Source organism: Priestia sp. MDV22-iso46 (assembly GCF_058629175.1).
In genome coordinates this window covers 123,731-149,811 of record NZ_JBZVWT010000003.1, presented here as the reverse complement: position 1 = coordinate 149,811, position 26,081 = coordinate 123,731, and the positions used below count along the sequence as shown (strand labels likewise).

General features: G+C 38.3%; 29 protein-coding genes, 6 tRNA genes, 1 rRNA gene, 2 other RNA genes and 1 pseudogene. 11 read left to right on the top strand and 28 right to left on the bottom strand.

The window, feature by feature from the left end; genetic code table 11:
* The first annotated feature begins 244 nt into the window (after positions 1 to 244).
* Positions 245 to 1,351 carry a GntR family transcriptional regulator gene (locus AC4NPH_RS17965; RefSeq protein WP_013058239.1) on the top strand — a complete coding sequence of 369 codons (1,107 nt, stop codon included), beginning with the start codon at positions 245 to 247 and terminating at the stop codon, positions 1,349 to 1,351.
* A gap of 90 nt (positions 1,352 to 1,441) precedes the next feature.
* Here the strand turns inward: AC4NPH_RS17965 and AC4NPH_RS17960 are convergent.
* Both AC4NPH_RS17960 and AC4NPH_RS17955 read right to left on the bottom strand, forming a co-directional pair.
* Positions 1,442 to 2,263, bottom strand: a pseudogene (locus tag AC4NPH_RS17960) (HD domain-containing protein); the annotation flags it as partial.
* 12 nt (positions 2,264 to 2,275) lie between these two features.
* On the bottom strand, positions 2,276 to 2,425 hold the full coding sequence (locus tag AC4NPH_RS17955; protein WP_335482013.1) for a hypothetical protein: 150 nt from the start codon (positions 2,423 to 2,425) through the stop codon (positions 2,276 to 2,278).
* A gap of 239 nt (positions 2,426 to 2,664) precedes the next feature.
* Here AC4NPH_RS17955 and AC4NPH_RS17950 point away from each other — a divergent pair, with 239 nt between their 5' ends.
* Positions 2,665 to 3,045 carry a FixH family protein gene (locus tag AC4NPH_RS17950; protein WP_013058241.1) on the top strand — a complete coding sequence of 127 codons (381 nt, stop codon included), beginning with the start codon at positions 2,665 to 2,667 and terminating at the stop codon, positions 3,043 to 3,045.
* 45 nt (positions 3,046 to 3,090) lie between these two features.
* Here AC4NPH_RS17950 and AC4NPH_RS17945 read toward each other — a convergent pair whose 3' ends face one another.
* From AC4NPH_RS17945 to AC4NPH_RS17925, 5 genes are all read right to left on the bottom strand, one after another.
* The gene (locus tag AC4NPH_RS17945; protein WP_053487569.1) at positions 3,091 to 3,468 is read right to left on the bottom strand and encodes a hypothetical protein; all 378 of its coding nucleotides are present in this window, start codon (positions 3,466 to 3,468) and stop codon (positions 3,091 to 3,093) included.
* A gap of 192 nt (positions 3,469 to 3,660) precedes the next feature.
* Positions 3,661 to 4,224: a hypothetical protein gene (locus AC4NPH_RS17940; protein ID WP_491938838.1), complete on the bottom strand. Its 564-nt coding sequence runs from the start codon at positions 4,222 to 4,224 to the stop codon at positions 3,661 to 3,663.
* Positions 4,225 to 4,404: 180 nt separating this feature from the next.
* Entirely contained in the window at positions 4,405 to 5,772 is a 1,368-nt protein-coding gene (locus AC4NPH_RS17935; protein WP_053487989.1) for a nucleoside recognition domain-containing protein, read from the bottom strand.
* Between the two features lie 13 nt (positions 5,773 to 5,785).
* Positions 5,786 to 6,517, bottom strand: coding sequence for a FeoB small GTPase domain-containing protein (locus tag AC4NPH_RS17930; RefSeq protein ID WP_013058245.1), 732 nt, complete (start codon positions 6,515 to 6,517; stop codon positions 5,786 to 5,788).
* The gene (locus AC4NPH_RS17925) at positions 6,510 to 6,767 is read right to left on the bottom strand and encodes a FeoA family protein (RefSeq protein ID WP_013058246.1); all 258 of its coding nucleotides are present in this window, start codon (positions 6,765 to 6,767) and stop codon (positions 6,510 to 6,512) included. The genes AC4NPH_RS17930 and AC4NPH_RS17925 overlap by 8 nt, the downstream gene beginning before the upstream one ends.
* Before the next feature lie 408 nt (positions 6,768 to 7,175).
* Between AC4NPH_RS17925 and AC4NPH_RS17920 the strand changes: the two genes are divergently transcribed.
* Positions 7,176 to 8,105, top strand: coding sequence for a DUF3298 and DUF4163 domain-containing protein (locus tag AC4NPH_RS17920; RefSeq protein ID WP_013058247.1), 930 nt, complete (start codon positions 7,176 to 7,178; stop codon positions 8,103 to 8,105).
* Between the two features lie 247 nt (positions 8,106 to 8,352).
* On the opposite strand, the gene AC4NPH_RS17915 is transcribed toward AC4NPH_RS17920, so the two are convergent.
* Positions 8,353 to 8,520: a hypothetical protein gene (locus AC4NPH_RS17915; protein WP_013058248.1), complete on the bottom strand. Its 168-nt coding sequence runs from the start codon at positions 8,518 to 8,520 to the stop codon at positions 8,353 to 8,355.
* Positions 8,521 to 8,849: 329 nt separating this feature from the next.
* On the opposite strand from AC4NPH_RS17915, the gene AC4NPH_RS17910 reads away from it, so the two are divergent.
* Positions 8,850 to 9,230, top strand: coding sequence for a VOC family protein (locus AC4NPH_RS17910; RefSeq protein WP_029323343.1), 381 nt, complete (start codon positions 8,850 to 8,852; stop codon positions 9,228 to 9,230).
* Positions 9,231 to 9,310: 80 nt separating this feature from the next.
* Here the strand turns inward: AC4NPH_RS17910 and AC4NPH_RS17905 are convergent, their stop codons facing one another.
* Entirely contained in the window at positions 9,311 to 9,694 is a 384-nt protein-coding gene (locus AC4NPH_RS17905; protein WP_097812302.1) for a FixH family protein, read from the bottom strand.
* A gap of 202 nt (positions 9,695 to 9,896) precedes the next feature.
* Positions 9,897 to 10,244, bottom strand: a complete 348-nt coding sequence (locus AC4NPH_RS17900; protein WP_491938837.1) for a DUF6054 family protein — start codon at positions 10,242 to 10,244, stop codon at positions 9,897 to 9,899.
* A gap of 143 nt (positions 10,245 to 10,387) precedes the next feature.
* Here AC4NPH_RS17900 and AC4NPH_RS17895 point away from each other — a divergent pair, with 143 nt between their 5' ends.
* A complete protein-coding gene (locus AC4NPH_RS17895) occupies positions 10,388 to 10,807 on the top strand; it encodes a MarR family winged helix-turn-helix transcriptional regulator (RefSeq protein WP_013058252.1) in 420 nt (139 codons plus the stop codon).
* 45 nt (positions 10,808 to 10,852) lie between these two features.
* Here AC4NPH_RS17895 and AC4NPH_RS17890 read toward each other — a convergent pair whose 3' ends face one another.
* Positions 10,853 to 12,016, bottom strand: a complete 1,164-nt coding sequence (locus AC4NPH_RS17890) for a DUF5643 domain-containing protein (protein WP_098196792.1) — start codon at positions 12,014 to 12,016, stop codon at positions 10,853 to 10,855.
* Between the two features lie 19 nt (positions 12,017 to 12,035).
* Positions 12,036 to 12,548 carry a sigma-70 family RNA polymerase sigma factor gene (locus AC4NPH_RS17885; RefSeq protein ID WP_098196793.1) on the bottom strand — a complete coding sequence of 171 codons (513 nt, stop codon included), beginning with the start codon at positions 12,546 to 12,548 and terminating at the stop codon, positions 12,036 to 12,038.
* A 148-nt stretch (positions 12,549 to 12,696) separates the two neighbouring features.
* Here AC4NPH_RS17885 and AC4NPH_RS17880 point away from each other — a divergent pair, with 148 nt between their 5' ends.
* Positions 12,697 to 13,710 (top strand): S66 family peptidase, encoded by a 1,014-nt coding sequence (locus AC4NPH_RS17880; RefSeq protein ID WP_098196794.1) that lies wholly within the window; start codon positions 12,697 to 12,699, stop codon positions 13,708 to 13,710.
* Positions 13,711 to 13,852: 142 nt separating this feature from the next.
* Complete coding sequence (locus AC4NPH_RS17875) at positions 13,853 to 14,035, top strand: hypothetical protein (RefSeq protein ID WP_098314723.1); 183 nt, start codon at positions 13,853 to 13,855, stop codon at positions 14,033 to 14,035.
* Here AC4NPH_RS17875 and AC4NPH_RS17870 read toward each other — a convergent pair.
* Positions 14,010 to 14,363, bottom strand: coding sequence for a DUF4181 domain-containing protein (locus AC4NPH_RS17870; RefSeq protein WP_057273695.1), 354 nt, complete (start codon positions 14,361 to 14,363; stop codon positions 14,010 to 14,012). The genes AC4NPH_RS17875 and AC4NPH_RS17870 overlap by 26 nt on opposite strands.
* A gap of 193 nt (positions 14,364 to 14,556) precedes the next feature.
* On the opposite strand from AC4NPH_RS17870, the gene AC4NPH_RS17865 reads away from it, so the two are divergent.
* Positions 14,557 to 15,207: a DUF975 family protein gene (locus AC4NPH_RS17865; protein ID WP_013058258.1), complete on the top strand. Its 651-nt coding sequence runs from the start codon at positions 14,557 to 14,559 to the stop codon at positions 15,205 to 15,207.
* Between the two features lie 48 nt (positions 15,208 to 15,255).
* Here AC4NPH_RS17865 and AC4NPH_RS17860 read toward each other — a convergent pair whose 3' ends face one another.
* Positions 15,256 to 16,170, bottom strand: a complete 915-nt coding sequence (locus AC4NPH_RS17860; RefSeq protein ID WP_063672313.1) for a DMT family transporter — start codon at positions 16,168 to 16,170, stop codon at positions 15,256 to 15,258.
* A gap of 514 nt (positions 16,171 to 16,684) precedes the next feature.
* Here AC4NPH_RS17860 and AC4NPH_RS17855 point away from each other — a divergent pair.
* Positions 16,685 to 17,524, top strand: a complete 840-nt coding sequence (locus AC4NPH_RS17855; RefSeq protein ID WP_013058260.1) for a C40 family peptidase — start codon at positions 16,685 to 16,687, stop codon at positions 17,522 to 17,524.
* Between the two features lie 57 nt (positions 17,525 to 17,581).
* Here AC4NPH_RS17855 and AC4NPH_RS17850 read toward each other — a convergent pair whose 3' ends face one another.
* Positions 17,582 to 18,247 carry an MOSC domain-containing protein gene (locus AC4NPH_RS17850; RefSeq protein ID WP_013058261.1) on the bottom strand — a complete coding sequence of 222 codons (666 nt, stop codon included), beginning with the start codon at positions 18,245 to 18,247 and terminating at the stop codon, positions 17,582 to 17,584.
* Positions 18,248 to 18,681: 434 nt separating this feature from the next.
* Here AC4NPH_RS17850 and AC4NPH_RS17845 point away from each other — a divergent pair, with 434 nt between their 5' ends.
* Positions 18,682 to 19,857: a NupC/NupG family nucleoside CNT transporter gene (locus tag AC4NPH_RS17845; RefSeq protein ID WP_098196795.1), complete on the top strand. Its 1,176-nt coding sequence runs from the start codon at positions 18,682 to 18,684 to the stop codon at positions 19,855 to 19,857.
* A 341-nt stretch (positions 19,858 to 20,198) separates the two neighbouring features.
* Here AC4NPH_RS17845 and AC4NPH_RS17840 read toward each other — a convergent pair.
* The 12 genes from AC4NPH_RS17840 to AC4NPH_RS17785 all read right to left on the bottom strand — a co-directional run bounded on the left by AC4NPH_RS17840 (position 20,199) and on the right by AC4NPH_RS17785 (position 24,048).
* Positions 20,199 to 20,289, bottom strand: a tRNA-Ser gene (locus AC4NPH_RS17840).
* 114 nt (positions 20,290 to 20,403) lie between these two features.
* Positions 20,404 to 20,480, bottom strand: a tRNA-Arg gene (locus AC4NPH_RS17835).
* Between the two features lie 9 nt (positions 20,481 to 20,489).
* A tRNA-Leu gene (locus tag AC4NPH_RS17830) sits at positions 20,490 to 20,574 on the bottom strand.
* A gap of 10 nt (positions 20,575 to 20,584) precedes the next feature.
* A tRNA-Met gene (locus AC4NPH_RS17825) sits at positions 20,585 to 20,661 on the bottom strand.
* 18 nt (positions 20,662 to 20,679) lie between these two features.
* Positions 20,680 to 20,772 (bottom strand) — tRNA-Ser (locus AC4NPH_RS17820).
* 15 nt (positions 20,773 to 20,787) lie between these two features.
* Positions 20,788 to 20,864: transfer RNA gene (locus AC4NPH_RS17815), tRNA-Ile, on the bottom strand.
* 340 nt (positions 20,865 to 21,204) lie between these two features.
* Complete coding sequence (locus AC4NPH_RS17810) at positions 21,205 to 22,056, bottom strand: tyrosine-type recombinase/integrase (protein ID WP_029323362.1); 852 nt, start codon at positions 22,054 to 22,056, stop codon at positions 21,205 to 21,207.
* A gap of 125 nt (positions 22,057 to 22,181) precedes the next feature.
* Positions 22,182 to 22,297 (bottom strand): 5S ribosomal RNA (gene rrf, locus AC4NPH_RS17805).
* A 52-nt stretch (positions 22,298 to 22,349) separates the two neighbouring features.
* An RNA gene (gene ffs / locus AC4NPH_RS17800) (signal recognition particle sRNA large type) lies at positions 22,350 to 22,614 on the bottom strand.
* 13 nt (positions 22,615 to 22,627) lie between these two features.
* Positions 22,628 to 22,816: non-coding RNA, 6S RNA (ssrS, locus tag AC4NPH_RS17795), on the bottom strand.
* Between the two features lie 265 nt (positions 22,817 to 23,081).
* On the bottom strand, positions 23,082 to 23,261 hold the full coding sequence (locus AC4NPH_RS17790; protein WP_013058264.1) for a small acid-soluble spore protein H: 180 nt from the start codon (positions 23,259 to 23,261) through the stop codon (positions 23,082 to 23,084).
* 526 nt (positions 23,262 to 23,787) lie between these two features.
* Positions 23,788 to 24,048: an Rpn/YhgA-type helix-turn-helix domain-containing protein gene (locus AC4NPH_RS17785; protein ID WP_013058265.1), complete on the bottom strand. Its 261-nt coding sequence runs from the start codon at positions 24,046 to 24,048 to the stop codon at positions 23,788 to 23,790.
* A gap of 356 nt (positions 24,049 to 24,404) precedes the next feature.
* Between AC4NPH_RS17785 and AC4NPH_RS17780 the strand changes: the two genes are divergently transcribed.
* Entirely contained in the window at positions 24,405 to 24,560 is a 156-nt protein-coding gene (locus AC4NPH_RS17780) for a hypothetical protein (protein WP_013058266.1), read from the top strand.
* Between the two features lie 253 nt (positions 24,561 to 24,813).
* Here AC4NPH_RS17780 and AC4NPH_RS17775 read toward each other — a convergent pair whose 3' ends face one another.
* Positions 24,814 to 25,818: an AbaSI family restriction endonuclease gene (locus AC4NPH_RS17775; protein ID WP_098196910.1), complete on the bottom strand. Its 1,005-nt coding sequence runs from the start codon at positions 25,816 to 25,818 to the stop codon at positions 24,814 to 24,816.
* Positions 25,819 to 26,081 lie beyond the last annotated feature (263 nt).

The window sequence follows — 26,081 nt, the reverse complement described above, 5'->3', positions numbered from 1 at the left end:
AAGTATATTTATTTGTACGTACATTTGTCAATATAAAAATTATATATGCACACAAATATTCAAAACACCATACTATTCCCTTCTCAAACTTTTAAAAAATCGGTATCCAACCCTTAAATCATTCTCCTTTCGATTAAAAATCAAGGAAATCTTTTCATTTATTCACGTTCATGATAAAATATGTCCATACAAATTTTATACATAAAAAAAGTTGAATGTATACAACTACGAAAGAAGTGAAAACATGAAGCCAAAATATCAGGTGATTATTGAGGATATAAAAAGCAAAATTCTTTCAGGCGATTACAGCATGGGCGAACAAATCCCTACTGAATCGGTTATGCAAGAAACGTATGGTGTCAGCAGACATACGGTTCGAAAAGCCATTTTAGAGCTGTCGAATGAAGGTTTTTTAAGAAGTGAAAAAGGCTCTGGCACCTATGTGAGCAATCAGTATCAATCCAAATCTAGCGGGGCTTCTGCCAACAAAACAATCGGCGTAATTACCACGTATATTTCCGACTATATTTTCCCTTCTATTATTCGCGGAATTGAAAGCAGATTAAATAAAGATAATTATTCGCTGCTGCTGGCGAGCACGAATAATGATGTAGAACAAGAAAAAAAAGCATTGGAAATGATGCTTTCCTACGGAGTAGACGGTCTAATTGTTGAGCCTACAAAAAGTAATTTGTACAATCCAAACATCTCGTATTATTTATCATTCAAAGAACAAGACGTTCCGTTTACGATGATTAACGCCTACTACGAAGAATTGGACGTTCCGTTTTTTTGTCTAGACGACGTTCAGTCAAGCTACCTTGCCACAAATGAATTAATTTCAAAAGGTCATACACAAATTGGACTCATCGCAAAAATGGATGACCTGCAAGGAAAGTACCGAATGAAAGGCTACATAAAAGCGCTTGGTGAAGCAAAGCTCCGCTTTCAGCCTGAGCATATTTTGTCTTTTAACACCGAAACAAAGCTTGATTTGTACGCTAATTTAAAGACGTTTCTTACTGAAAATCAAGACGAAATGACGGCTCTTGTCTGCTATAACGATGAAGTCGGATTAGAAGTTGTAAATGTATGCAGACAGCTTGGCATTTCTATTCCGGACAAGTTGTCAATTATTGGTCAAGACAATTCGTACATCGCTAAAAATGCGACGATTAATTTAACAACTTTAACCCATCCGCAGGAACAAATGGGACACGACGCGGCGGATTGGATTATTAAAAAGCTGCAGGGCAAAAAAGAGTTACCAACCGAAACCTACTATCAGCCTGTATTAGTTGAAGGTGAAACGATTAAAGAGTTAAATGCGAAGCGTGATGAAGTTCGTTAAGAGAAGGCTTCCTTAGAGGTCTATAAAACTTCTTATGAGAGAAAGGGATGCACATTATTATGCATCCCTTTCTTTATGTAATGATTCCCTTTATAACGGAGCCTGAATGCTGAGATATACTCCTTTTTCTATCTTTTGTTTTGCTTCTTCTATTACTCTTTTAGCGGTAAGTGATAACTGAGATACAGGAGCCGCCCCATCTGAACCAATAACAAGAGGATCAACCCAGCGCATTTTTGTCGTTTGGTGAACATCATGACAAGAGGCTGTTCCTCTTTCTGCTTTGCTGTTAAAAAGAGCAGCTAACATTGCTTCAATGCTGCTATCTCCAGCGTTTTTCAGCAACCGAACCACATCTTCATCCTGCTTTAGAAAATCTTCTATAGATAAAATATCTTTTTGCAAAGCAAGCTTGATAATCTCCGTCAGCTGATAATTTCCAAACATATTAAGCGGATTCATAAAAAAGCCAATCACTTCTTTGTAGTAAGCATCCACAAACCACTCTGCCGCTGATAAATTACTGCATGCCATTTGTCCATTAAATACGACAAGCTGATCCAAAAACGCATGCACTTCTTGTAAAGTAATCTCCCCGCATACGTACAAATCCCGCAGCGTATAATCCACGCGGTCAGCGCATAAGTGCGGAGCTTTCTGTTCGAGCAGCGTCCATTGGCTTTCATCAAGTAAGATATCTCGCCAGTTTAAACCGGCGCTCTTTAAAACAGGAGGAATAGACGACTGGGTCACAATTTGTTCGTAAATCATTTCATGATAATTTTCTTCTTTTTGTTCCAAAACATAGTCAATCACATGAGAAAATGCCGTATGTGAAACATCATGTAATAAAGCCGCTATTTGCTCTTCCAAAGAGCCTCCTAATCTGTTGACAAGCATCATCGCACCAACGGAATGAGCATATCAAGTAGTATTCCAGTTTCCATTTACAAACCGGCTCGCTCCGCCTTGGTAAATTCCTTTTAAACGCTGTACGGGATCACTTTGAATGAGTTCTAAAAGAACGCCGTCTATTTCAAATTTCCCGTACAGCTCATCATAAAGTATGAGCATATTTCTCTCTCCTTTTCCTAGCTTATTATGTTTAATCCTAAACGTATGGCACAATGCTGTAAAGCACCCCTTCTCGCGTTGTAATAGCAAACTATTTTTTGTAACAAAATGTTCAATTTCCTTGGCGTCACAATCGTAAAAAATCACTCATTGTGATGATTTTATTTTATGACTTCAGTGATAAAGTTTTATAGAGAAATTTATTTACTAACAAGATAGAAAATAAAAAGGAGATATTTATGAAAAAGCTTAGCATGCTGCTGCTCGTTTTAGTCATTGCCGTGGTCGGCTGTTCAAAAGGAAATGAGCAACAGTCACAGGAAGTAAAAGGAACAATTGAAGTGCCGCAAACTATTAAAGCAAACGAAAAAACATCTATTAACGTACTCGTTACACAAGGAGATAAAAAAATCGAAAATGCAGACGCCGTACAAATTCAAGTTGAAAAAGAAGGCTATATTAACCAGGAAATGATCGATGCCAAACATCAGGATAACGGCGCATACAGCACGGACTATACGTTCAAAGACGACGGCGAATATACGATTACCGCTCATGTGACGATAAAAGGCGACATGAAAATGTTTACGAAAAAAGTGACGGTTGGCGAGAAAAAGTAAATAGCCTATCAAAAAGCGACCTCTGCTTGTCAAAGGTCGCTTTTATTATTTCTTTGATTCTTTAATACGGTCAAGATACTGCTTCGCATGAAGCAGACCAAGATTTTTTTCTTTTCGTATGTATTTAATAGCCTGCACATCACTTCGGCCATTCATAACCATCAAATTGACTCTGTTTTCAAAAGCCTCGTCTTTCTCTATTTCTAGCTGCTTCCACTCTTCATCTAAATCACGTTTAGGTGTTTTGAGCAGGAATATCACTAGTATAACAAGAACGCTACTTGTGGTAATATAAAGCCAAAGCCAATCGAGAAACCAGCTGTTAATCACATTCACTATTATCAGAATGGTGAAACAAGAGTATAGCCTTGTTTGATACTTATTAGCTTTTTTTGAATCTATTTTATTAAAAAATATCCCCACCGTCAGCCTCCTTTTAGCATTTCATTGGCGCTTTTTTCTATTAATCTCTCGTGGTGCAAACAGCAGCTTTTTTTACCTAATGATGATGCTTTTGGTTGTACCCTCGCTTGTCTGATAGCTTCCTGAACTGTTGCTGCCAATCACTTGTATGCTGCCGTAATTACGATAATCTTTGTCCAAAGAATGAGAGGTTTATAGTTGTTTTAACTCCGTTCCCTCTAAAATAAAGTAAGGGCCGTCATAACTCGTATTCTCGTACTCACCGGAAGAATGAAGGTGCGTGTACGCATAGCGACTAGTTGTAAAGAAATGCTGGTTGTTAAGGGTTTCTACCTTCAAAAAGAACTCATCTGCGGTCATTAATCGGTCGTATTGAGCAGGCTTTCGATCAACTTTGTCACTTGTAACCGTCAACCGATCCTCTCCTTTGTCTTCACATAAAAAACAAGAGATGTAATCTAGCATTGTATATGAGTTATCATCAGAAGGATCTATCACTGTAAACCGCATAGAAGATATGTTTTGATCCCTATCTAGCGTCAAACGAAAATCTTCTATTTTTGCTTTGTGCTGTGACAGCTGCTGTTCTTTTCGAAATGATTCCCAGCTTTTGCTTACTTCTCCAGAATTCAGCTCATCTCTTGTAAATAGAAGCGTTTGTTTTGTACCTTTATAAACGACATTTACAATACTGAGAATAAGGAGAGCAAGGATTGCCAGCCAGCAGATGGTTTCTATGACCTTGTTTTTCACCATAGTTGTTCTCCCCCAGAAGTTACATGTATGTGCATCATGAACGAAGTGCATATCATACAAATTACCATTTACCCCAAAAAATATCAATTAATCTTACATTATAAAACTGAAAATCTAGTTAATTAACAACTCATAAAAAAAGCAGGGCTCTTTTCAAAGCCCTGCACTTTTATTTCATATTTAAATAAGGTTAAACGCTTTTACCACTTGCGCAACCGTAAACGTAACGCCAATCGCAATCACTGTTGGTATTGCAAAAGCAAGAAACGTCCACTTTGCATTTTTGGTTTCTTTATAAATATTCACAAGCGTCGTTCCGCACGGAAAATGCAGGAGTGAAAACAACATCATGTTAAGAGCCGTTAGCCACGTCCAGTGGTGATCAAGGAAAATTTGTTTCAGTCGAGTCGCATCTTCAATTTCAATTAATGAGCCCGTTGATAAATACGCCATCAGTAGAACCGGTACAACAATTTCATTAGCCGGCAAGCCAATGATAAAAGCAGCTAGTATATACCCATCTAGTCCTAGCGACTTAGCGAATGGGTCAAGAAACTGAACAAAGTGCATTAAAATACTTGTGTCACCGATATAAATGTTGGCCAATACCCACGTTAACACCGCTGCGGGTGCTGCAACAATAATCGCGCGTTTTAACACGAACAGCGATTTATCCAGCGTCGCGCGTACAATTGTATCTACAAATTTTGGCTTGCGGTAAGGCGGAAGCTCTAGCGTATAGTGTGTCGGAACTCCGCGCAGCGCTGTTTTAGACAGTGCCCACGATACAAACAGCGTCACCACGATTCCAAATAACACCGTTCCAACCACAACAAGCGCCGTTACGAAAGTTTTAGCACTCCCTGTAAAGCCTGTTGCCATAAATAAAGAAGCTAACAAAATCAGCGTAGGCCACCTGCCGTTACATGGAACAAAATTATTTGTTAAAATCGCCATCATACGTTCACGAGGCGATTCAATAATACGCGTTGACATAATCGCTGCGGCGTTACATCCAAACCCCATCGCCATCGTCAGCGACTGCTTGCCGTGTGCGCCTGCTCGTTTGAACAAACGATCCATATTAAACGCTACGCGAGGCAAATATCCGTAGTTTTCTAAAAGAGCAAAAACCGGGAAAAAGATGGCCATCGGAGGCAGCATCACGCTAATGACCCATCCGGTACCGCGAAACAGCCCTAATACAAGAATTCCGTGCAGCCATTCTGGCGCATGCATAGCTTGAAAGAAAGCTGTTAAATACCCTTCGGCCCAGCCAAATCCTTGTGCGATTAATCCAGAAGGAACATTTGCGCCGGCTATTGTGATATAAAAGATGACCGATAAAATACCAAGCATAATCGGAAAGCCCCAAATTGGCGAGGTAAAGACTTTATCTAACTTTTCTGTACGCTGAAGCTTTGAGCGGTCTTCGTACACAACTGATTTTTTACATATTTGCTGTGACGACTGATAAATACTTGCGACCATATTGGAACGATGATCTTTTTCTTTTGCCTGCTGCGCATAGCGAGTTAATTGTTCCATCGCTAATGAGTTTTCAGGAGTTAACGGATTTCCCATATGCGCTGTTCCTCCTTTCTGTGTGACTGATACCTTGCTGCTGACGCTGCTGAATGGTTTCTAAAAATGACGTGTCTCCATCAAGAACCCGTAAAGCAATCCAGCGCAGAGGAAATTGATTTCCAACAATAGAAGCGACTTGAGGTTCTAGCTCCTTTAATGACGCTTCTATTTCTTTTGTGTACTGCACCTGGTAAGGGTTAAGTTTTACCTGCCCGCGTACGACTTGTTCAATTGCATCTAGCAAATTCGTAATCCCTTTTTTATTACGTGCTGATATAGGCACAACCGGTACGCCTAACGATTCAGCCAGCTTTTTTTCGTTAATCACAATTCCTTTTTTCTTTGCTTCATCCATTAAGTTCACGCAAATCACGACGTTTTCAGTCATTTCCATCACTTGCAGCGCTAAATTAAGATTTCGCTCCATCGCCGTTGCATCAACCACCACTACCGTAACGTCAGGTCTTTCAAATAAAATATAGTCACGCGCTACTTCTTCGTCCGCCGAGTTTGAATACAGTGAATACGTTCCAGGTAAATCGACGATTGTGTAGAGCTGCTGGTGATGTTCAAACGTCCCTTCTGCTTTGGCTACGGTTTTTCCCGTCCAGTTTCCCGTGTGCTGCTTAAGACCGGTTAAGCTATTAAATAACGTACTTTTTCCTGTGTTCGGATTTCCTGCTAATGCAATACAATACTTACTCACCGTCGTCACCTACTTTTTTCACATAAATTTTTGAGCTCTCTTCTTTTCTGAGACCAATCGTTGTATGACTTACTTGATAGGCAACAGGATCTCCTAACGGGCTTTTTTGAAGCACTTTGATAATTGCTCCTGGAATAAATCCTAAATCTAACAAGCGTCGCTTTAAGGCACCTTCGATTTCGATTCGCTCTAGCTGCACCGTTTCACCTGTCGTAAATGTAGACAATGGATAATTATTTACACTAGCCATCTATTTTTCGTCCCTTCTCATTTTTTATCTAAGGTTATATTTTTTTCGTTAGACCAACTTTTAAGGTAAAAAAATATGCTCGTTGATTTTTAATAGGGTATTCTGCTAGTGCAGAAAAATGAACATGTCAGCATGATTTATTTAAAATTTTCAGTTTTCACTTGTCATGATATCGAAAGTTTACCACAGGAAACTTTTTTAGTCTAGGGTAAAATACTGTGTTTTTTCTTACTTACAGCCTGTGTTCGTAAATATTTATGAAAAATCATACTGAAAATAAATCAGTAAAAAAGAAACAAAAAAACAGTAAAAACCTGTAAATCCTGTGCTATACTAATAAATGGGTTTTTTTGAAAATAAAGTATTGATTAGTTTTAAAACCTACAAAAATCACTTTAGGAGGCTTTTATGAAAAGGTTCAAAAGGGTTAGCGCAGTTGTTTTAGGTTTGGCTTTGTTATTCTCACCGCTTGCTCCGCAAACAGTTGCAGAAGCAAAAGTCGTGTGGGGGAATCAGGAACTGGTTAAAGGGCAAATAGGACGCGTTACCGTTTTAAAGAATACTAATCTTTACAACATCAAAAACAACAAGTTAGTAGCGGCTAGAAAAGTGACAAAAGGGCAAGTATTCCGCGTGTATTCTGAGTCAAGTAAATTTGGTGGTCTTTATGGGGTATCAAAGGGTACCTATGCTCAAAAGTCATCAAGTATTAAGTATGAAAAAGCGCCTAGTGACAAAATTCAAGCACTAGGAGTAACGGTTACGAAGAAGTCTTTAGCAAGCAACATTAGCTATCCGCAGGTATCCGGCCTTATCAATAAACCATTTGAGGCTAGCTATAATCGAAAGTTTTTAAACATTGCTAAGGAAGCACAAAAAGAACACAACAAGCTAAAAGAACAAGAGAAGGAAGACCGCAAAAACGGCTGGGCACCAGGTCCTTATTCTCGTAATATGACATACTCTGTACCTTACAACCAAGATAATATTTTAAGTGTTGCTATTACGAATGATGCGTACGCTGGCGGCGCTCACGGCAACGCTTGGATTGATACGTACAATTACGATTTGTTGAAAGCTCGACAAATTAGCTTAAAAGATATTATTAACAACAACACTAAGTTAAATAAAGTTAATAACTATATTCGTAATGAAATGATTGCTCGTAATAAAAAAGGTGCTCAGTTCTGGGTTAATGAATTTAAGTCTGTAAATTTAAAAGAAGATCAGTTTTACTACACAAGTAGCGGCATTGCCATTATATTTGGTGAATATGAGTACGGCCCATATTCTAACGGCATTCATACCTTTAAAATTCCGTCTAGCGTTTATAAGTAATATGGTCGTATAAAACTAAACTAGTACAAGAAAAAAGAAGCTTACGAACCATCAGTTCATAAGCTTCTTTTTCTTTTTTTCTGCAGAATAAGCGGAGCAAAAAAGAAAGGTTATTCCTAATCCCCTTCCCTTTTACCATCATTTTTTGAGATATTGCAGAAAATCAAATTATACAGCCATGGAAGAACTCAGGGCTGCTTAAATTACGCTTCCGATAGCCGAGGAAAAACTGCTTTTCGAGGTATTTTTATAGTGTTTGAAAAAGTGAAATGGTCAGAACTAACGTCAGCAAGGAGCCTGCGGATGTTAACATCATTATTTTTCGGTTACTCTGATTCTTTTCAGGTTTTAAAAACTCTTGAATTGCTACAAACCAGATAACAAAAGTGATTAAAGAAAGTATCCCCATAGACATATGAGCATCTCCATTCTTATATGTATTTAAATTTTTAACACATCTACTCAACAAACTTTCCAGATCAAGTTACTAAAACAAGTGCCACTCTTCATCCAATATTAACATAAAATCCCATAAACCTTTAATGCATTGTGTAAAACCACAACATTTTAAAAAACAGGCTATTTATAAAACGCTCTTTTGAACTAAAAATAGGCATACAGCTGTCTTTGGCTATCCTCCTCCTTACAAATGATATACTTATTTATAGAAAAACCTCTCAGATCTCATCCAATACTTACTCTATTTTCAGAGGAAGAAAGTTCACATTGTTAGGAGGAAACGAAATGATTAAAAAGTTGGACCATTTTGTGCTAACGATAAAAAACATGGAAAAAACGACTCACTTTTATACGGTTATTTTAGGCATGCAGAAAGAAACGTTCGGAGAAGGAAGAATAGCGCTTCGTTTTGGTGAACAAAAAATAAACCTACATCAAGCAGGCCATGAATTTGAGCCAAAAGCAAAGCATCCTCTTCCAGGCTCCGCTGATTTATGTTTTATTACGGAGGAAAAAATTGAGAGCGTAATCAATCATTTACAAAAACATAATGTAGAAATTGAAGAAGGACCGGTCAAACGTACAGGTGCTGTAGGGCCTATTGTTTCTGTCTATATTCGAGATCCTGATCACAATTTGATTGAGCTATCGAATTACTTAGATTAAAACAACCTTATTAAAAAAAGAGAATGCACGAGGCATTCTCTTTTAAATGGCTATATAAGCCGCTTCTTCAATTATAGGTACTACTCTTTAGACTTGCCTACCTCTACTTTTTTCGTAAACATTTTCATGTCACCGTCTACCGTAACGTGAGCGGTAATCATATATTCGCCGTCTTCTTTAAACGTATAGTCCGTGCTGTATACACCTTTTCCTTCGTGCGGTGCTTTTGTCATTTCTTGATTGATGTAGCCTTCTTTTTCAACTTGGAACTGCACGTCATCGGCGTTTTCCACTTTTTTATCTCCTTGCGTCACAAGGACTTTAAGCTTGACTTGTTCATTTGCTTGAATTGATTCCGGTGCTTCAATCGTTCCTTTTACTTCTTTTGAACTTGAATCATTTCCTTTTGAACAGCCTACTATAGCTATCATTAAAACAAATAATACAATGCTGAGTTTTTTCATTATGTTCTCCTTTGTTATGTAAATGTGAAGTCTTCCTGCAATTTAATATTATACTCATTTATCCGGTAAAAAGAGAAAAAATGCCTATTGTCCACATAAAGTTCTTATTTCTACAGTAGCTTTTGCATCTTTTCATTTCTCTACTCGCCCTTCGCTTCACAAAAAAAGCTGAAGAAGCTCATTGCCTTCTCCAGCTTTGCCTTTATCTCTGCGGTTCTTCTAACGTGTACGATGACAGTGCGTTTTCTACCCATCGTACAAAATCCTTGCTTGCTCCCCAATCAATATTTAATATCCCTTCTGCGCTTCCTGAAGGAATACACTTTACTTTGTTTGGACCGGACACATTTTCTAAAATAATCGTTAGTGATCCCCTGCCGCCGGTGTGGAAAAAATAGCGTTCAAACACAAGCGTACAGATCTGCTTGCCGTCTCCGAGATCATAATATTCCTTGTATAATAAGTCACTTTCCGAATTATTTGCATTCATAAGCTTTTTTGCTCCATCAAAAGGAAGCAGCGTCGTTTTAAATTCAATTATCTTGTCCATCACTCAAGCCCCTTTCTATCGCAACAGATAGATACTACTTCTCTTTTTCTCTTTAAAAAACCTGCCCATTATCTTTATAAACAATATGGTACAATAGAAAAGAAAAGAAATTGTTTGAACGGAAAAAGGAGCACACAACCTCAATGAATACACGAGATGAACTTATCCAAAATGTGGTTTCAACGATGCGAAACCAAACGAAAAAAATGCAGCTATCGGTTATCCCTACTTTAAAATCATATATTCCTTTAAATGAATTTTTAGCGCTTCACATGCTGTATAAAGAAGGGAATCATATCGTTTCTGAGATTGCCGAGCATATGCACATCTCAAACAGTAGCATGACGTGCATCAGCGACCGATTAATGGAAAGAGAATTTGTTACGCGCGTACGCAGTCAAAAAGACCGTCGCGTTGTCTACTTATCGATTACGGATAAAGGAAAAGAGTTTGCAGAAGAAATGGAAAAAGTGCTCACCAAAGAATATGGTGAAAAGCTTGGACATTTTACGGATGAAGAATTACAGACGTTTCTTCGCTTGTTAAATAAAATGGATATCTAATAAAAAACCAGATGCTCGCTAAGCAGGCATCTGGTTTTTAGTTTGTTATTTGTTATTTACCTTCAAATTAAAGGCGTCCGAAGTTAAATCTTTTGAACTGTCGTTTTCGTAATCACTTACATACGGAACAAATCGAAGCATAACCACTCCTTTGTCGTTTCGGTACTCTTCGTCCATTTCTAGCACTCTGTCTGTTCCTCCTCCACTGCCGCTTTCAGAAAGATCTCTTCCATTTTGATCTTTTATTTTTACGCCCACGTTCGTTCCGTTTCGAATGCTTCCTGTTGACGATGTAAACGTATAGTGTAGCTTAATCGAAACAGGCGATACGCGAACTTCTTTGATGGACAATACGCCTTTTATTCCTTTTTCGTTAATCGGAATTTCTTTATTCAACGGATACACTTTTGTATCAGCGATGATTTTTGAGCCATTTACGCTTGTATGAACCGTCCAATTTCCTTTAATTTCCCCGTAGGAATCCCGGTAGTTCCCGCTTTTCGTCTGGCTAGGATTCTTTTCAAAATCAAGGCTCGTGAACTGAGCGCTGATTTGATAGTTTTTATTCGGATCAATATGATCTAGCACATTGTAGCCTTCCACATCGATTTTCCCGTCTCCGTCCGTGTCCGCTTGCGTTAGTTTTAAAGCGTACAGATAGCTCCAGCTTCCCTCTTTGTTTTTGATTGGTTCCTCTCTAATACTGGAAGCCGAATCAAAAAACGACATATTGCCAATTTTCACGCGCAGCTCTCCTGGTCGAATTGGCGTGTTTCTGTTAAGACCTAGTCCCGTTTTTCTAAATTCATCTGCGCTAATCGTTAACCCAAGCAGCAACTGTCCGTCATCAAGCATCAGCTCATTTACTTTTACTTGAATGCCTTGGTCCGTTGCCGTTTCATTTACCGTTTTTTTATAGCTGCTCAAGCTGCCTTCAGGCTTGTTCATAAGCAGCTCGATTTGCTGGCCAATTTGCTGACTGATTCGCACAGCCGATGCCCATACCGTTTCGTTTTGCATCATTACAGGCGTCACAGCAAGCAGCAGCACCGCAGCGGCAATCAGCGGACGCGCTTTTTTTCGTGCCGGCTTTATTTCACGTTTTAAGCGTTTTTTCATTCGCTTTTTCTCGCTTGCCGTTAGCTCAATTTCTTCATATTCATCAAAATCTACAGAAGATCCGTTTAATAAGTCATATTGATTTTTCATCTTTGTCCCTCCTTATTTCTCATTTAAAAATCGCTTTTAATTTTTTTCGTCCGCGCGACAGCCGGTTATATAAATTGCTGATGGTGGTCTGCTGTTTTTCAGCAATTTGCTTCAGCTCGACTTCCTGTAAGTAATACGCTTTAAACAGCTCGCGGTCTCCTTCACTTAAGTGGCCTAAAAGTTCTTCCACGTCGTCTGTTTGAATGTTATGAACTTCTGATGTTTCACCCACTCCCGCTTCGCTAAGCGATTCGTGCTGCGTTTTTATGTATTTGCGCTGATAGTCAATGGCTTTATACTTCGCAATAGCCGCAACCCAATTTTTAAACGTGTTTTTCTCCGAATCAAAGCGATCAATATGATGCCACACCGCTAATAACACGTCGTTTACACACTCTTCTTCATAACTTTTCAGCATGCCTAGATGCTTGCGTACAATGGCCGTAATTAACCCTCCGTACTGATCGATTAACAGCTCTAATCCTTTTTCTTTTTTTCGCGTTATACACGCAACAATCCAGTCATCTTCCATGACATTGCTCCTTTCCGCTTGCTTTTACATCTATTAATACGGATTCTTTTTACAAAACCTATCAATCTTCCTAAATTAAATGAAAAATAAGCTTGTTCAGTATTTCTCTCGCTGGTAAAATAAGCTAAAACCTTTGAAGGAGGCCGCTATGATTACCTATCCTTTTCTTACATCTAACCCAACCACTGGCATAACCGCACCTTCTTCTGGTGTACCTCAAGCTCTTCATTCCATGTTTTCTTTATCGTGTGAACGCATGAAAGAAAAAGGCTTTTCTGTTATACCGGGAGAAACCGTGTGGACGCAGCATAAAGCAAAATCCGCTTCTCCTAAAAAACGTGCAAATGAACTTCAAGCCATGATTGCTAATGAAAACATTGATATCATTATTCCTCCTTGGGGAGGCGAGCTGCTGATTGAAATTCTTGAACATCTCGACTTTACGAAATGGACAGCAAAATGGGTGCTTGGCTATTCTGACACCAGCGTTCTTTTGCTGACTATTACACTTAATACTGGGATTGCAACGGCTCATGGAACCAACTTTGTGGACTTGCGAGGAGAATACTGGGACCCAACAACTGCGATGTGGCAGCAGGTGCTGACGACCAAAAAAGGAGAAAGCGTGGTTCAAGTTTCTTCTGATCGCTATCAAAAAGAATGGCAGCACGACAACCCGTCACCATGTGTGTTTCATTTAACGGAACAAACTGCTTGGAAGCATACAGAGTTAAGCGACGTGCACATCGAAGGGCGTCTGCTCGGAGGATGCATTGACGTAATCAGACACTTAGCGGGCACTCCTTTTGGAGACGTAAAAGCTTTTCGAGAAAAACACATTCCTGCTGAGCCCGTCATTTGGTACTTTGACAACTGTGAACTGACGACGGCTGACCTTCGCCGTTCACTTCTTCAGCTTAAGCTAGCGGGCTGGTTTGATAACTGCTCGGGTATTTTATTTGGCAGAAGCAGCGCTAATAAACCCGTTGATTCCTACACCGCTGAAGATGTGTATCGCGACCTTGCCTCTGACTTACATATTCCAGTTATCTATGACATCGACTGCGGCCACCTCCCTCCTCAGCTCACGCTTATTAACGGCGCGTATGCGAGTGTTAACGTAGAGAAGAACAAAGGCACAGTCGTTCAATACTTTACGTAAAAAAAGAAGCTTGTATAAAAGTAGTTTGATTGAAGGGAGATCCGAACGAACTTGATTCTTGATGGAGAATCCAATTCGTTCGGATTTTTTCATGGGTATGGTGAACGTAGGCTTGTTTCATATATGTAGGTGCTTCTAGTGATTGATTGGGGAGCAAGACGAAGACTCCTGCGGGAAAAGCGGAACAGGCGAGACCCCGCAGGAGCACACGCGACAAGGAGGCTCACCGGCCGCCCGCGGAAAGCGAAGTCTTGCACGGAAATCAACAGCGGTTCATTTCGTTATGTCTCAATCTTGTTTTACATATCTGTCATCAGTAATATAAACGTCCCAAATAAGAAAAAAGTTGCACCAAACCACGAGTGGTAGTGCTCTTTTTGCTTTCTTTCAAACTTCCATTCTTCGAAACCTCGAAGCACGTACAGGAGAAACAAGAAAAGAAACATAAAAACGGAGGTGTAGGCTGGAGGTATAACAAAGATCAGCACTAAAAACGAAGCAAGCATCACCATTTCAATTGTAATAAACAGCGGACGCCTTCCTTTAAAGCTTCTCCAATAACTTTTTGTCATCTTTGTATGCAGCTTTTTTCGCAGGCAAAAATCTAGAAAGACATAGACGACTGCCAGAATCAGCAAATACACAAGCGTCATTTTCATTCCTCCTTCCCACCGGAAATATCCTTATAATTCCATTTTAAAGGACTTTCCACAAATTTCAAGCATCTAAAAAATCTTTACACAACTTATTAGTGCAAGCATTCATATATTCAAAAATCGCTAATATATTGACTAATGTACAGGTTAAATTCTCTGTATAAACTCACCTAGAGGGGGACATCAAGTTATGAGAATAAAAGAAGTGAAGCAAGGTGCACTCGCAGCGCTGAAAAACCGCTGGGGATTTGCCGTACTGCTTACGTTCGTTACGTATCTAATTGCTGCCGGTATTCCAGGACTTATTGACTTTTTAATCAACGGATTTCCAAGCGGGTCTGAAACCGAATACTCTCAGTCTACCTTAGCTAATATTGTATCCCTGCTGCTCGTACCGCTCTTTTTCTCTTACTACTGGGTACTATTGCGTCTGGTGCGAGGAGAAAGTGTACGTGTAGGAAACGTGTTTGATTCGTTTTCATCTGCGGGATTATATTTTAGAACCCTCGGACTTTACTTGCTAACGATTATTTATACCGTGCTATGGAGCATTTTATTAATCATTCCTGGCATCATCAAAAGCCTTGCCTATTCACAGGCTTACTACGTATTCCGCGATAACCCAGATTATTCAGTCAATCAGTCTATTACTGAAAGCAGACGGTTAATGAACGGCTACAAGTGGACCTACTTTTTACTTGTTTTAAGCTTTATCGGCTGGGGAATTTTAAGTATCATCACGCTTGGCATTGGGTTATTATGGCTTGTTCCGTATGTAACGACTTCGCTTGGCGTATTTTATGAAAAGCTAAAAGCAAATGAAACTGAAGTTGCTGAATAAACGAAAAACCGTATTCGAGTTGCGAATACGGTTTTTTTATGAATAGCTTCACGCTGCCTGGTCTCCTCCATCAGAGGGCTTTAACTTTTGATTCTTCGCTTTTTTATTCACTAAATAAATACTGATAATAATAAGCACCAGCCCTACAAGAAGTGACGACGTAAACGGTTCGTCTAAAAAGAGCGTGCCAATGACAATTGAAATAATCGGAACAAGAAAATTAAAGGACGCCACTTTGCTGGCCTCTCCTTTACTAATTAAATAAAAATAAATGAGCCACGCAACGGCAACAGAAAACAGTGCTAAAAATAAAAGCAGCAGCATAGATGATGAATTCCACATCATATGAGACCATCCTTCCACTTTGCTGCCAGCTGCTGTCATAACTACTCCGCCGACAAGACTTTGAACAGTAATAAGCCAAATGCCATCTACACTGTCGCTAATACGCTTGATATAAACGGTTCCAATCGCCCAGCTCAGTGCCGTAAGGACAGCTAAAAGAATTCCAATGGCTGAAGCATTAGCAGATAATTCTCCCATGCTGATGGTAGCTACACCTACAAAACCAAGAAGCAAGCCCCCTATCTTCACAGCGTTCATGCTTTCTCCAATCCACAGCCATGCAATAATGCCGATGAGCACCGGCTGTAAGTAGACAATAACGCTGAAGACTCCTGCTGGCATAAACATAAGTCCAATCGTTTGCAGACCGTAGAATAAGATTGAATTAAATAGACCTGACACCATATATTTACGCCAGTTCTGCTTCCAGTGAAGCTGTTTATATCTTGGCAGTGCGACTGCTAATAAGATGATTCCAGCACTTAATGACCGCAGTCCAGATAACAAAATAGGCGATGAATAGCCAAGCGCCAGCTTCGACATCGGCCACGTTAATCCCCAAATCAGTACAAGAGCAGCTAAAAGAATTCCATTAATAAAAGATGATGACTGTTTCATACAACAACCACTCCTACATATATGAATGTAAATGATTCACGCGTTCATTCCTCCTTGTATACTACGCTTCTTTTTTGCTCACTTCAATTGCACGCTTTTAATGTACTTCATGCATAGCAGTTATAATAACTGAGTTTCTTTTATGACAGCGTATCTTTCTTCTCTATGTGCTCATTTAGGAAAAAATAAAGTGCATCGCTAGTGACGATATCATTTTTACCTATAGCTTTTATACATCCTAAAAGCCTTGAAGCCATTCAGCTGCTGGGTTTCTGCTCCCCTTTTTCATTTAGCTTACATATTTTCTAATAAATCTATGAATCTCCTAAACATTTCTACCTAGATAAATTATCAGAATTATTACAGAGAAGGTGACAATTCTACTTATATCGCCCTTTAATATTAAAACTATGTTACAAAATGTCGTAATTTGGAATTAGATGTTTACTTTTCCTGTCAGGATTGATAGACTCACAGTTGTGAATAAAACAAGTTATGGAAAGGGAGAAAGAACATGCTAAAGAAAGCAAATCGTACAGTTATGAATATGGGGTTAGCAGCATTACTTGTTCCCGCTGCCCTAACATTTAGCACAACTTCAGCAAGTGCAAATGACGGAGGCGCTGCACCAGCACCCGTACAAGAAAAGGTAACGCCAAGCGTACCTCAACAACAAGCAACTACTACTACTAATCAAAAAGTCATCGTAAACGTGAGTGCGTTAAATATTCGTCAAGGAGCTAGCTTTTCATCTCCAGTTGTTGGAACTGCAACACAAGGTCAAGAGTTTGCTATTTTAAAAGAAGCAAACGGCTTAGTTGAAATTGCACCAAATAAATGGATTTCAAAAAGCTCAAGCTATGTAACAATTGCATCAGGTAAACCAAGCGCAAGCCAAGTAAAAGGTGTAAGCACATCAACTCCTTCTACTTCTACAGCATCTACATCTGCAGCACAAGAAACAAGCACACCAGCACCTGCTCCAACAACAAGCACGGCTTCTGGAAGCACAGTAAATGTTGCACGTAGTTTAGTAGGATCACCTTACCAATGGGCAGGAAACACACCAAGCGGATTTGACTGCTCAGGCTTTATCGCATACGTGTTCAACCATAGCGGTCACAGCATTTCACGTACAAGCGTAGCAAACTACTGGAACATGGCGACAAAAATTTCGTCTCCACAACCAGGCGATCTAGTATTCTTCCAAAACACATACACAAGCGGCCCATCTCACATGGGAATCTACATCGGAAACGGCCAAATGATTCATGCTGGTTCACACGGTGTAGCTGTAGCTGACCTAGATGTTTCTTATTATCAAGATCATTTCTTAGGATACGGACGCTTCTAAGAAAAAAATGCCCTCTAATCGTTAGATACGTTCTAAAGATTAGAGGGCATTTACTTTTTATCGCTGCGCGACGGAAAGCGCCTTTTCAATACGCGTTTGAAATTTATGCTTCCAGTCTTCAGCTAGCTCAGCCACTTCTAAAGCCCGCTTCATCCCTTCTACATCTTTTGAACGATGGAAATATAAATCAAGCGTAAACCAAACGGATACTTGGTTTGGATGAGCTTCAATCAATTTCACTTCTGCACCTTGCGTAATCGTACCTTCTTTCAGCACGCGGCAAAGGTATCCGGTATAGCTTGTCTCAATCATTCGTTTTAAAATCCCTTTAACGCCCGTTCGCTTTGTAATTGTGTCGCATGGATTTCGCCCTTGCGTCACTTGAATAACGGCGTCTCCTACTTGATAAATGTCTCCAATGCATACTTCTTTTTCAAGCATGCCTGCAACAACAAGATTTTCTCCAAACGCAGACATTGGCAGCTCCGTATCAAACTCTTCGTTCCATTTTTTGTAGTGCTCATACGGATACACGCACACCGCACGATCCGGACCGCCGTGATACTTTAAGTTCGCTACGCCGTCGCCTTGAAACCCTTCTTTTGCTAAAAACGTTTCGTCTACTTGCTTCTTGCATATGCCTGTGCGCATTTCTTTGTCAGGACTGTATGCCATTTGTTCAGGCATGCCGGTTGCTAAATGAATTATTTTACGTTGATTCATTCGTGCCTCTCCCTTCCCCGTTTTCCCTTACTAATTACGTCATATTTTACCACATTTTAAAGATGGCGCTCTTATTTTTTGTGTATTCCACTAAAATCTTGGCAATATCATGAAAGTTTAAAAAATATTTCACAATTATATTAAAAATATCTTCATTTCCTCTTTTTCTTTTGTTCGAAATGATTTAAGATAGTAGAGGTTGTCGAAATATAAGTTATTATGTCAGTTCTGCATGTTTTTTTACATATTAGCACATAGTAAATATTATTTTACCATTACGTCATTTTTTACAATGGCCTAAAAAATTTTGCCCATTTTTACTAAAACTAGCGTGAAAGTCCTGATTTTTATATAAAATAGAGGCCGATTTACATAGTCATTTCTATGCACGTCCCTCTTTTATAAATATAGAGTACATGTAAGGAGAAAAGTAAATGTCAATTTTAATGGGAATTATCGGAATTGTAATTGTCTTAGCAGTTGCGTTCCTCATGTCAAACGACAAGAAACTTATCAACTACAAAGGCATCGCAGTTATGCTGGTTATTCAGCTCGCTATCTCTGCTTTTATGATGAATACATCGATTGGTCGCAAGGTGCTTGACTTTATTACGAGTGTATTTACAAAGATCTTATCATTTGGTAACGACGGAATTTCGTTCGTGTTTGGAGATCTTGCAGGAAAAGGCATTTTCTTTATCCAAACGTTAGTTATGATTGTATTCGTTTCAGCATTATTAAGTATTTTAAACTACTCTCGTATTTTACCCTTTGGGATCAAATATATCGGAGGACTTGTTTCAAAAATTACCGGACTTCCCCAAATTGAAAGCTTCACAGCCGTGAACGCAATGATTTTTGGTGATACAACGGCGCTAATTGCGGTGAAAAACCACATCGGAGGTTTAGCACCAAACCGTTTATTTATCGTCACAACAACATCTTTAGTATCCGTTTCTTGTTCGATTCTAGGCGCATACATGCAGATGATTCCGGCTGAATACGTATTAATTGCCCTTCCGCTAAACGTATTCTCTGGCTTAATCGTTTCTTCTATCGTTGCACCTGTAAAAGTAGAAGATGAAAACGAAGTCGATATTAAAGCGCCTACTAAGCAAGGCACGCTGTTTGAAGCAATCGGTGACGGAGCACTAGACGGCGGACGCGTTGCGTTAATCGTAGCAGCGATGCTTGTAACGTACGTTGGTCTTTTAGCATTAGTGAACTACGTATTAAACGGCGTAATTGGATTAACTGTTCAAGACATTTTAGGCTATATCTTCTACCCAATTGCCTTTATCATGGGTATTCCGGCAGATGAACTAATGAGAGCCGGCGGCGTAATGGGAACAAAAGTAGTAGCAAACGAATTCGTTGCCATGCTTGACTTCCAAAAAATGATGCCTCACCTTTCTGAAAAAACGGTCGGGATCGTATCAGCTTACTTAATCTCATTTGCAAACTTTAGCTCAATTGGTATCGTTCTTGGTACGATCCAAGCAATCAACGGCGAACAAGCTTCACGGGTTGCAAAGTTCGGCTTGAAAATGCTGTTAGTCGCTACAATGGGATCGATTTTAACAGGTATTATGGTTGGATTGTTTATTTAATGGAAAAGCACTCACTTGTGGTGAGTGCTTTTTTGTTTGGTTGTTCTTTTTGGGTTATAGCTGGAGCGTTTCTACAATGTTGAAATTTATTAAATATCTCTGTTGACATACTCCGAGTTATCGGCACTATTATCAAATGCTTTTTATCTTCATTCTAATAACATTTAAATTAGTTTTACATAATGGATTAAAGCAATATCTCTTATCCAATAAAAAGACAGCTTGCTTTATCAGCAAACTGCCTTTTTTGTAATGACCCGTCCGGGATTCGAACCCGTGTTACCTTTTTAAAAGGATAATTTCTTGACCACTTGGCTAACGGACCAGATAAAATTATAAAATGGCAGAGAAGAAGGGATTCGAACCCTCGCACCGCGTTAACGATCTACTCCCTTAGCAGGGGAGCCCCTTGAGCCACTTGGGTACTTCTCTGTATGGATCTTCCATTGAAATACTGTGGAATAATAGTAGGCCTAAGTGGACTTGAACCACCGACCTCACGCTTATCAGACTTGGGCTCTACCAAAATGAGCTACTTCCCGTTTATGGCGCGCCCGAGAGGAGTCGAACCCCTAACCTTTTGATCCGTAGTCAAACGCTCTATCCAATTGAGCTACGGGCGCTTCCTAAAATGGTGCGGATGAAGGGACTTGAACCCCCACGTCATAAGACACTAGATCCTAAGTCTAGCGCGTCTGCCAATTCCGCCACATCCGCATGTGAAAAATGGTTGCGGGGACAGGATTTGAACCTGCGACCTTCGGGTTATGAGCCCGACGAGCTACCGAACTGCTCCACCCCGCGATAATAACAAAGATATAATGGAAGAGGAAGAGGGATTCGAACCCCCGCGGGCTTTGACACCCCTGTCGGTTTTCAAGACCGATCCCTTCAGCCAGACTTGGGTATTCCTCCATATTTCAGGTTCAATGGTGGACCTTGTAGGACTCGAACCTACGACCGGACGGTTATGAGCCGTCTGCTCTAACCAGCTGAGCTAAAGGTCCTTTCTAAGCTCTCTATTAGAATGTGGAGCCGGCAATCGGATTTGAACCGGTGATAAAGGTATTGCAGACCTTGACTATGCCACCAATAAGTATGGAAATTATTTATAGTCAGTCACATTTATCCGTATGTTACCCCTTCATATGAAACATGGACTAGTAATTTAATAATTAATATCTGTTTCGCTACCAACAAAAATTATTTTATCTTATAATTTCGCAGAAGTCAACATCTATGTAAGTTTTGTTTTAATACTTAATTTTGCAATTATTAAGTAGGAACATACACCTAAATAAAAAAACTCTGTAACAAGAATCATGATTCTTGTTACAGAGCTTATTTTTATAAAAAGGTTTGCGTAATCGCATTTTCTAAATCTCTTGTAGAAGATTTTAGGTATCGTTTTGTAACATTCACATCAGAATGGCCTGCTAATTCGGCAACTGTTGCAATATCTATCCCTTTCTTAACTAACTCATGACAGAAAGTATGGCGTAATTTATGAGGATTTACATTATATTTTTTTAACATGTACTGAACCGTACGTGGAGACATTCTTCTATCAAAATTAGAGACAAATAAAGCTTCATGATTAGAATCAAGTGAATCAATATATTTCTTTAAACTATTCCTTGCTTCTGTAGAAAGAGGAACAAATCGCTTTTTACACCCTTTAGCATTACGGATAATTAAAAAACCGTCAGATTTGTTAATCTCTACGTCTTTATGATTCAAAGCACAAATTTCTGATACTCGAACCCCTGTATGTAATAAAGTATATACAATAGCAATATCACGAAGGTTTCCCTGTTGCTTTACTTCAGATAAAAGACGGTCAAGCTCACTTGCTTCTAATGACTGTGGTACAACCTCGTTGTTTTTCTCTTTTCGTTTACGTTCAATATTTTGAACAATTTCTGTTTTTTCAAGAAAGCGTGCAAAAACGCTAATTGTGACAAAAGCTTTTTCTATAGTCGACGCACTTTTATTATTAGATTCAAGGTTAATCATATAAGTTTGGACATTATTTTTTGTTACTTGATCTAAATGTCTACCTTCACTTAGAAGCCATTCATGAAATTGGTTTAGCACTGCTCGATAGGTTTTAATCGTATTATCAGATTTGCCTGATTCTATTAACCATTGGCTAAAGTCATCAATCAACGGAATAACTTCTAGGCTATTTTTTTTCACTCTAAATCCTCCTACATGTACTAATAAATTACATAAAACATAACATTTAATTTCGTAGAAATCAATTTAAACGAAATTAATATACAAAAAAACAGCCCATCATTGATATGATGAGCTGTTTTTTTGCCTGACAACGTCCTACTCTCACAAGGACAAAGTCCCCACTACCATTGGCGCTAGAGAACTTAACTTCCGTGTTCGATATGGGAACGGGTGTGACCTCTCTGCTATCGCCACCAGACCTATTAAAGATAGTTTTCTTAACACTAAATAAAAATTGCTAAGTAAAAACACCGTGCACCCGTCATTGACATGATCAAATAAGCGTTACTTGTACAGTTAGCTCGACCGGGTTGTGCTGCAACACACAGAAGAATCTACTTATGGCTGCTTCCTTCCGGACCTGACCATGTTCATAGGTTTCTGTTGTGCAGGACCCAGTTGTCAACACCACTTGTCCAAGTCAGACCTTACCTGACTCATACCTCTGTTAGGAATTAAACCCTGCTAAGGCGGATTGCAGGTTACAGGGCACCGCCATCTCCCCGTCTAGCACGGTATGTATAGTTAAGGGATTCCCACCTATGTCGTCCTCCCAATCTGTTTTGTGAACCCGCGATCTCGCAGGTGGGTTTCCGTATATTAACGTTCCAGCGATCCTGTGTCAAAGACAGGCATGGCATCAGTCAACAAATGTAGGAATCCCAAATAAACAGTACGGTTCAAAACAAATAGGGCATAACGTGCATCGTAGGATAAGTATTTAATGTGTTTATTGATGATATAGATTATCCTACAATAAAATTTCGTAGAAGTCAACATAAACGAAAAAATGACTTCTAACCCTCAACATTTTCTGAGTCCTCCATTTAAAAGTGAAGTTCATTACGGTTAGATTTTTATACATCCTTGATCTAACACTACTTTTCTAATGTGGTTATTTTTTCTTCTTATCCTCTCTCCATAAAAATAAGAGAAAAATAAAAAAAGCCTAAATAAAATGGCTTTTTTATTCTAAGAGTAAATTATTGTTCTGTTAGTTCAGATATAGAAACACTTTGCTTATTATTTGGTTCATCCAGGTTATGAATTGTAGCTACCCCATTTTGTTGGTCTACATGCTCAATGTAAATGCTTTTCCCGTTATATATTACATTGGCCATGTCCACTGAATCGGCAATTTCTTGTGCTCTTTGTGCATCCATCTTTATCTAGCCTCCTTTTTATTTATGACAGTGAAAGTATTTGTTTTTAATTAATTTTTATGCATTTAATTCCTCTATATAAAATCAATTTTAATTTTTCAAATGGGACATAAAGCAGTAAAAAAACTATCTCCTTTATTATTTGAGATAGCTTTTTATTTTATTATTCAGTTTAATCTTCTTCTGGAATCTTAATTAAAATGGCTATAGCTATTGTTGCCAAAAATATAACTCCTAAAGTTAGCAATAGACTCGTACTCATATGCCTCATCTACCCTTCTCTTTTCATCCCTATGATTCCATTTTAGCAGAGGAAATTAGGTAATAAAACTGGAAATGATAGCGTTTTACTAAAAATTTTATACATGTTAAAATAATGTAGTTGTTTTAACTCAACCAATGTATTCAATTTTTTGCTTGAGTAGAGCAAGCTACCTCTTTCCTATTTTGGGGTAGCCCTTTTTTTATCGTGATAAAATAAAATTTTGTTTTGGATATATTCCTTCCTACCCTCGGTTTACATTCGTTATTTACGAATCTGTTCAATCTCTTCTTCTGTAAGCTCAGTTAATTCAGATATTGTTTGATTATCCATACCTTTTTGTAGCATTCTTAACGCTACTCTCTTAATAGCTCTTTTTTTCCCTTGTTTTTCAGCTTTTTTTAATGTTAATGTTTCATCTACTTGGAATTCCTGGTTTACTTCATAAGTCATTAACATTTCTGGGTCTTCAGTTACACGTGCCCATTCATTCATCGCATTTTTCAAAGTTTGATCTTTCTCCATTACAACTTCCTCCAAAAATGAGTAAAATCTTCATTTCCTGACATATTAAACAACAGTAATTGTTTTACTAATTATGTGTCCTTTTTACGATACTATTCTCACCTATTCCAAAATCAAATTAATCCCATAAAGCTTGTCCGTCCACCCTAAAACTAAAAAAGAATAATTACTGCATTAGGTAAGACGTAGGTAGTAATGTAAGATGTGCTCGGTTGTTTATATGCCGGGGGTAGCTTGGTGATAAATAGAGCTTTGATTCAGAAGCAACTAACAAATTATTTATTTAATTTATATGTTTTTTCTTATAGTTGCACATATTAAAAACAATACTAGATGAAAGCGAGATGAGATAAGTAATGTCAAAACAAGGGATACAGAAAAAGAATCAGACAAGAGAGCAAGTAGAGAAGCAAGATAAAAGAAATGATGTTGAATTAGGCAATGAATTTCAAACTGGCAACACAAGTTCCCAGAGCCAGAAAAAAAGTGGACGCCAAGTAAATAAAAAATAAATTTAACCTTTCGAGGATAATAAGAAACCTCAGTTCAAATGTATGACTTGAACTGAGGTTTCTTTTATAGAGTGAAGAAGACTTATGTGCAAAAGAGGCACCAAGCTAAAGAGAATTTGAATTCTATTATGAAAACAGAATTCAAATAAAAAGAAAGTATCTCACATTAGATAATCGTTAAGTATTATAACAAAATAAAAAAGTGTAGCTTAACATAACCATTCTTTCCGAAACTTATAATAAAAACATTTTTTTATGAATACGATATTATCTTATATCTCTTTTTATATTTACCTTCAAATTTTCTAACCTGATTCTCTGTATAAAAGTGTGCTACTTTATATCCTTCGTTATTATAGGCTTCTGCGATTCTAAGAGGTTGTTTAACATCTTTTGGATAGTAAGTCGGCATTATGGTCGATATACGATTATAAGTTAGAACGCCTGTATCTTTGCTTTTTTCACGATTTAGTACATAAAGTCCTTTAAATATCGCTTCAAATCGTTCAGAAGAAGTTTTAGCATATGCAAATAGCGCGATCTTCTGATTCAGCTGATACATTCTTTTTTGAAAGTAGGCTTCGTTCTCTTCTGGAATTGTATTATATTCAATAAATATTTCCTCATTTTCAAGAAGTTGATTGTTCCAAGTTTCATTAGGGAAAAATTTTAATCTTTTAATATCTGTATCTTCTTCAAATTTGTGCGGGGCTCCGCTTTTTTGAATTCCGTGAGCATAGCCAGCTCCAAACACATTGCAACAGTCTGCAACTAACCGTAAAGAAACATTGTCATCAGCATCTATATATCCTTGTTCAATATAAGTATTTGGATCATATTCCTTCTCCAAATCCCATGGAATAAACCATTGCTCTTTTATTAGCAGATTAATTTTTTCTACTACCTGGTCGATCTTTTCATGAATCTTTTCAAGAGATTGAGTAGCATCTATTCTTATAAAATCACAATCTAAGGCGTTCACAATATCGTTTTTTCTAATTTCATCCAGTGTTTGATTTATATCATTCATATGATGGGCTTCATCAATTTCAATGGCCAAATTAAACTGTGGAAAATACAAATCAATTAAGCCGTATTCGACCCTTTGGTTTTTATTTGATCGTACTACATACTGTTGAGTATTTATTTTTATATCGTAATTATCAAGCAAATGCCAGATCCTTGTAATGATATAATTCTCATCATTTTTTTTATTCGTTTTTGCTAATTGTCTTTTGATATAGTCATACTTGCTCATTACTTTTCTAGATCCTCTCTTTTTCCTCTTCTGTAGCATTATGAAAATGAATTCCTAAATAACCATATCCGAACGATGAGGGGAGTGCAACTCTTTTAATAAACTGTCTACTGGACCTTGCATTTACGATTCCCTCTTCTTATTGCTAGAAGTTTCTGCTAGTTATTTTGATATACATACTCACATCCTATTTTAGTATATATATATTGGTAAAATAATTTATATATACTAAAATTAACCAAAACAAACATATCGAGACTTAA

Bases quoted from the DNA above. Each gene is read 5' to 3' on its own strand.
- AC4NPH_RS17965 (WP_013058239.1), top strand. From the start codon at position 245: ATGAAGCCAAAATATCAGGTGATTATTGAGGATATAAAAAGCAAAATT.
- AC4NPH_RS17955 (WP_335482013.1), bottom strand. From the start codon at position 2,425: ATGCTCATACTTTATGATGAGCTGTACGGGAAATTTGAAATAGACGGC.
- AC4NPH_RS17950 (WP_013058241.1), top strand. From the start codon at position 2,665: ATGAAAAAGCTTAGCATGCTGCTGCTCGTTTTAGTCATTGCCGTGGTC.
- AC4NPH_RS17940 (WP_491938838.1), bottom strand. From the start codon at position 4,224: ATGGTGAAAAACAAGGTCATAGAAACCATCTGCTGGCTGGCAATCCTT.
- AC4NPH_RS17935 (WP_053487989.1), bottom strand. From the start codon at position 5,772: ATGGAACAATTAACTCGCTATGCGCAGCAGGCAAAAGAAAAAGATCAT.
- AC4NPH_RS17925 (WP_013058246.1), bottom strand. From the start codon at position 6,767: ATGGCTAGTGTAAATAATTATCCATTGTCTACATTTACGACAGGTGAA.
- AC4NPH_RS17920 (WP_013058247.1), top strand. From the start codon at position 7,176: ATGAAAAGGTTCAAAAGGGTTAGCGCAGTTGTTTTAGGTTTGGCTTTG.
- AC4NPH_RS17915 (WP_013058248.1), bottom strand. From the start codon at position 8,520: ATGTCTATGGGGATACTTTCTTTAATCACTTTTGTTATCTGGTTTGTA.
- AC4NPH_RS17910 (WP_029323343.1), top strand. From the start codon at position 8,850: ATGATTAAAAAGTTGGACCATTTTGTGCTAACGATAAAAAACATGGAA.
- AC4NPH_RS17905 (WP_097812302.1), bottom strand. From the start codon at position 9,694: ATGAAAAAACTCAGCATTGTATTATTTGTTTTAATGATAGCTATAGTA.
- AC4NPH_RS17900 (WP_491938837.1), bottom strand. From the start codon at position 10,244: ATGGACAAGATAATTGAATTTAAAACGACGCTGCTTCCTTTTGATGGA.
- AC4NPH_RS17895 (WP_013058252.1), top strand. From the start codon at position 10,388: ATGAATACACGAGATGAACTTATCCAAAATGTGGTTTCAACGATGCGA.
- AC4NPH_RS17890 (WP_098196792.1), bottom strand. From the start codon at position 12,016: ATGAAAAATCAATATGACTTATTAAACGGATCTTCTGTAGATTTTGAT.
- AC4NPH_RS17885 (WP_098196793.1), bottom strand. From the start codon at position 12,548: ATGGAAGATGACTGGATTGTTGCGTGTATAACGCGAAAAAAAGAAAAA.
- AC4NPH_RS17880 (WP_098196794.1), top strand. From the start codon at position 12,697: ATGATTACCTATCCTTTTCTTACATCTAACCCAACCACTGGCATAACC.
- AC4NPH_RS17870 (WP_057273695.1), bottom strand. From the start codon at position 14,363: ATGACGCTTGTGTATTTGCTGATTCTGGCAGTCGTCTATGTCTTTCTA.
- AC4NPH_RS17865 (WP_013058258.1), top strand. From the start codon at position 14,557: ATGAGAATAAAAGAAGTGAAGCAAGGTGCACTCGCAGCGCTGAAAAAC.
- AC4NPH_RS17860 (WP_063672313.1), bottom strand. From the start codon at position 16,170: ATGAAACAGTCATCATCTTTTATTAATGGAATTCTTTTAGCTGCTCTT.
- AC4NPH_RS17855 (WP_013058260.1), top strand. From the start codon at position 16,685: ATGCTAAAGAAAGCAAATCGTACAGTTATGAATATGGGGTTAGCAGCA.
- AC4NPH_RS17850 (WP_013058261.1), bottom strand. From the start codon at position 18,247: ATGAATCAACGTAAAATAATTCATTTAGCAACCGGCATGCCTGAACAA.
- AC4NPH_RS17845 (WP_098196795.1), top strand. From the start codon at position 18,682: ATGTCAATTTTAATGGGAATTATCGGAATTGTAATTGTCTTAGCAGTT.
- AC4NPH_RS17790 (WP_013058264.1), bottom strand. From the start codon at position 23,261: ATGGATGCACAAAGAGCACAAGAAATTGCCGATTCAGTGGACATGGCC.
- AC4NPH_RS17785 (WP_013058265.1), bottom strand. From the start codon at position 24,048: ATGGAGAAAGATCAAACTTTGAAAAATGCGATGAATGAATGGGCACGT.
- AC4NPH_RS17780 (WP_013058266.1), top strand. From the start codon at position 24,405: ATGTCAAAACAAGGGATACAGAAAAAGAATCAGACAAGAGAGCAAGTA.
- AC4NPH_RS17775 (WP_098196910.1), bottom strand. From the start codon at position 25,818: ATGAGCAAGTATGACTATATCAAAAGACAATTAGCAAAAACGAATAAA.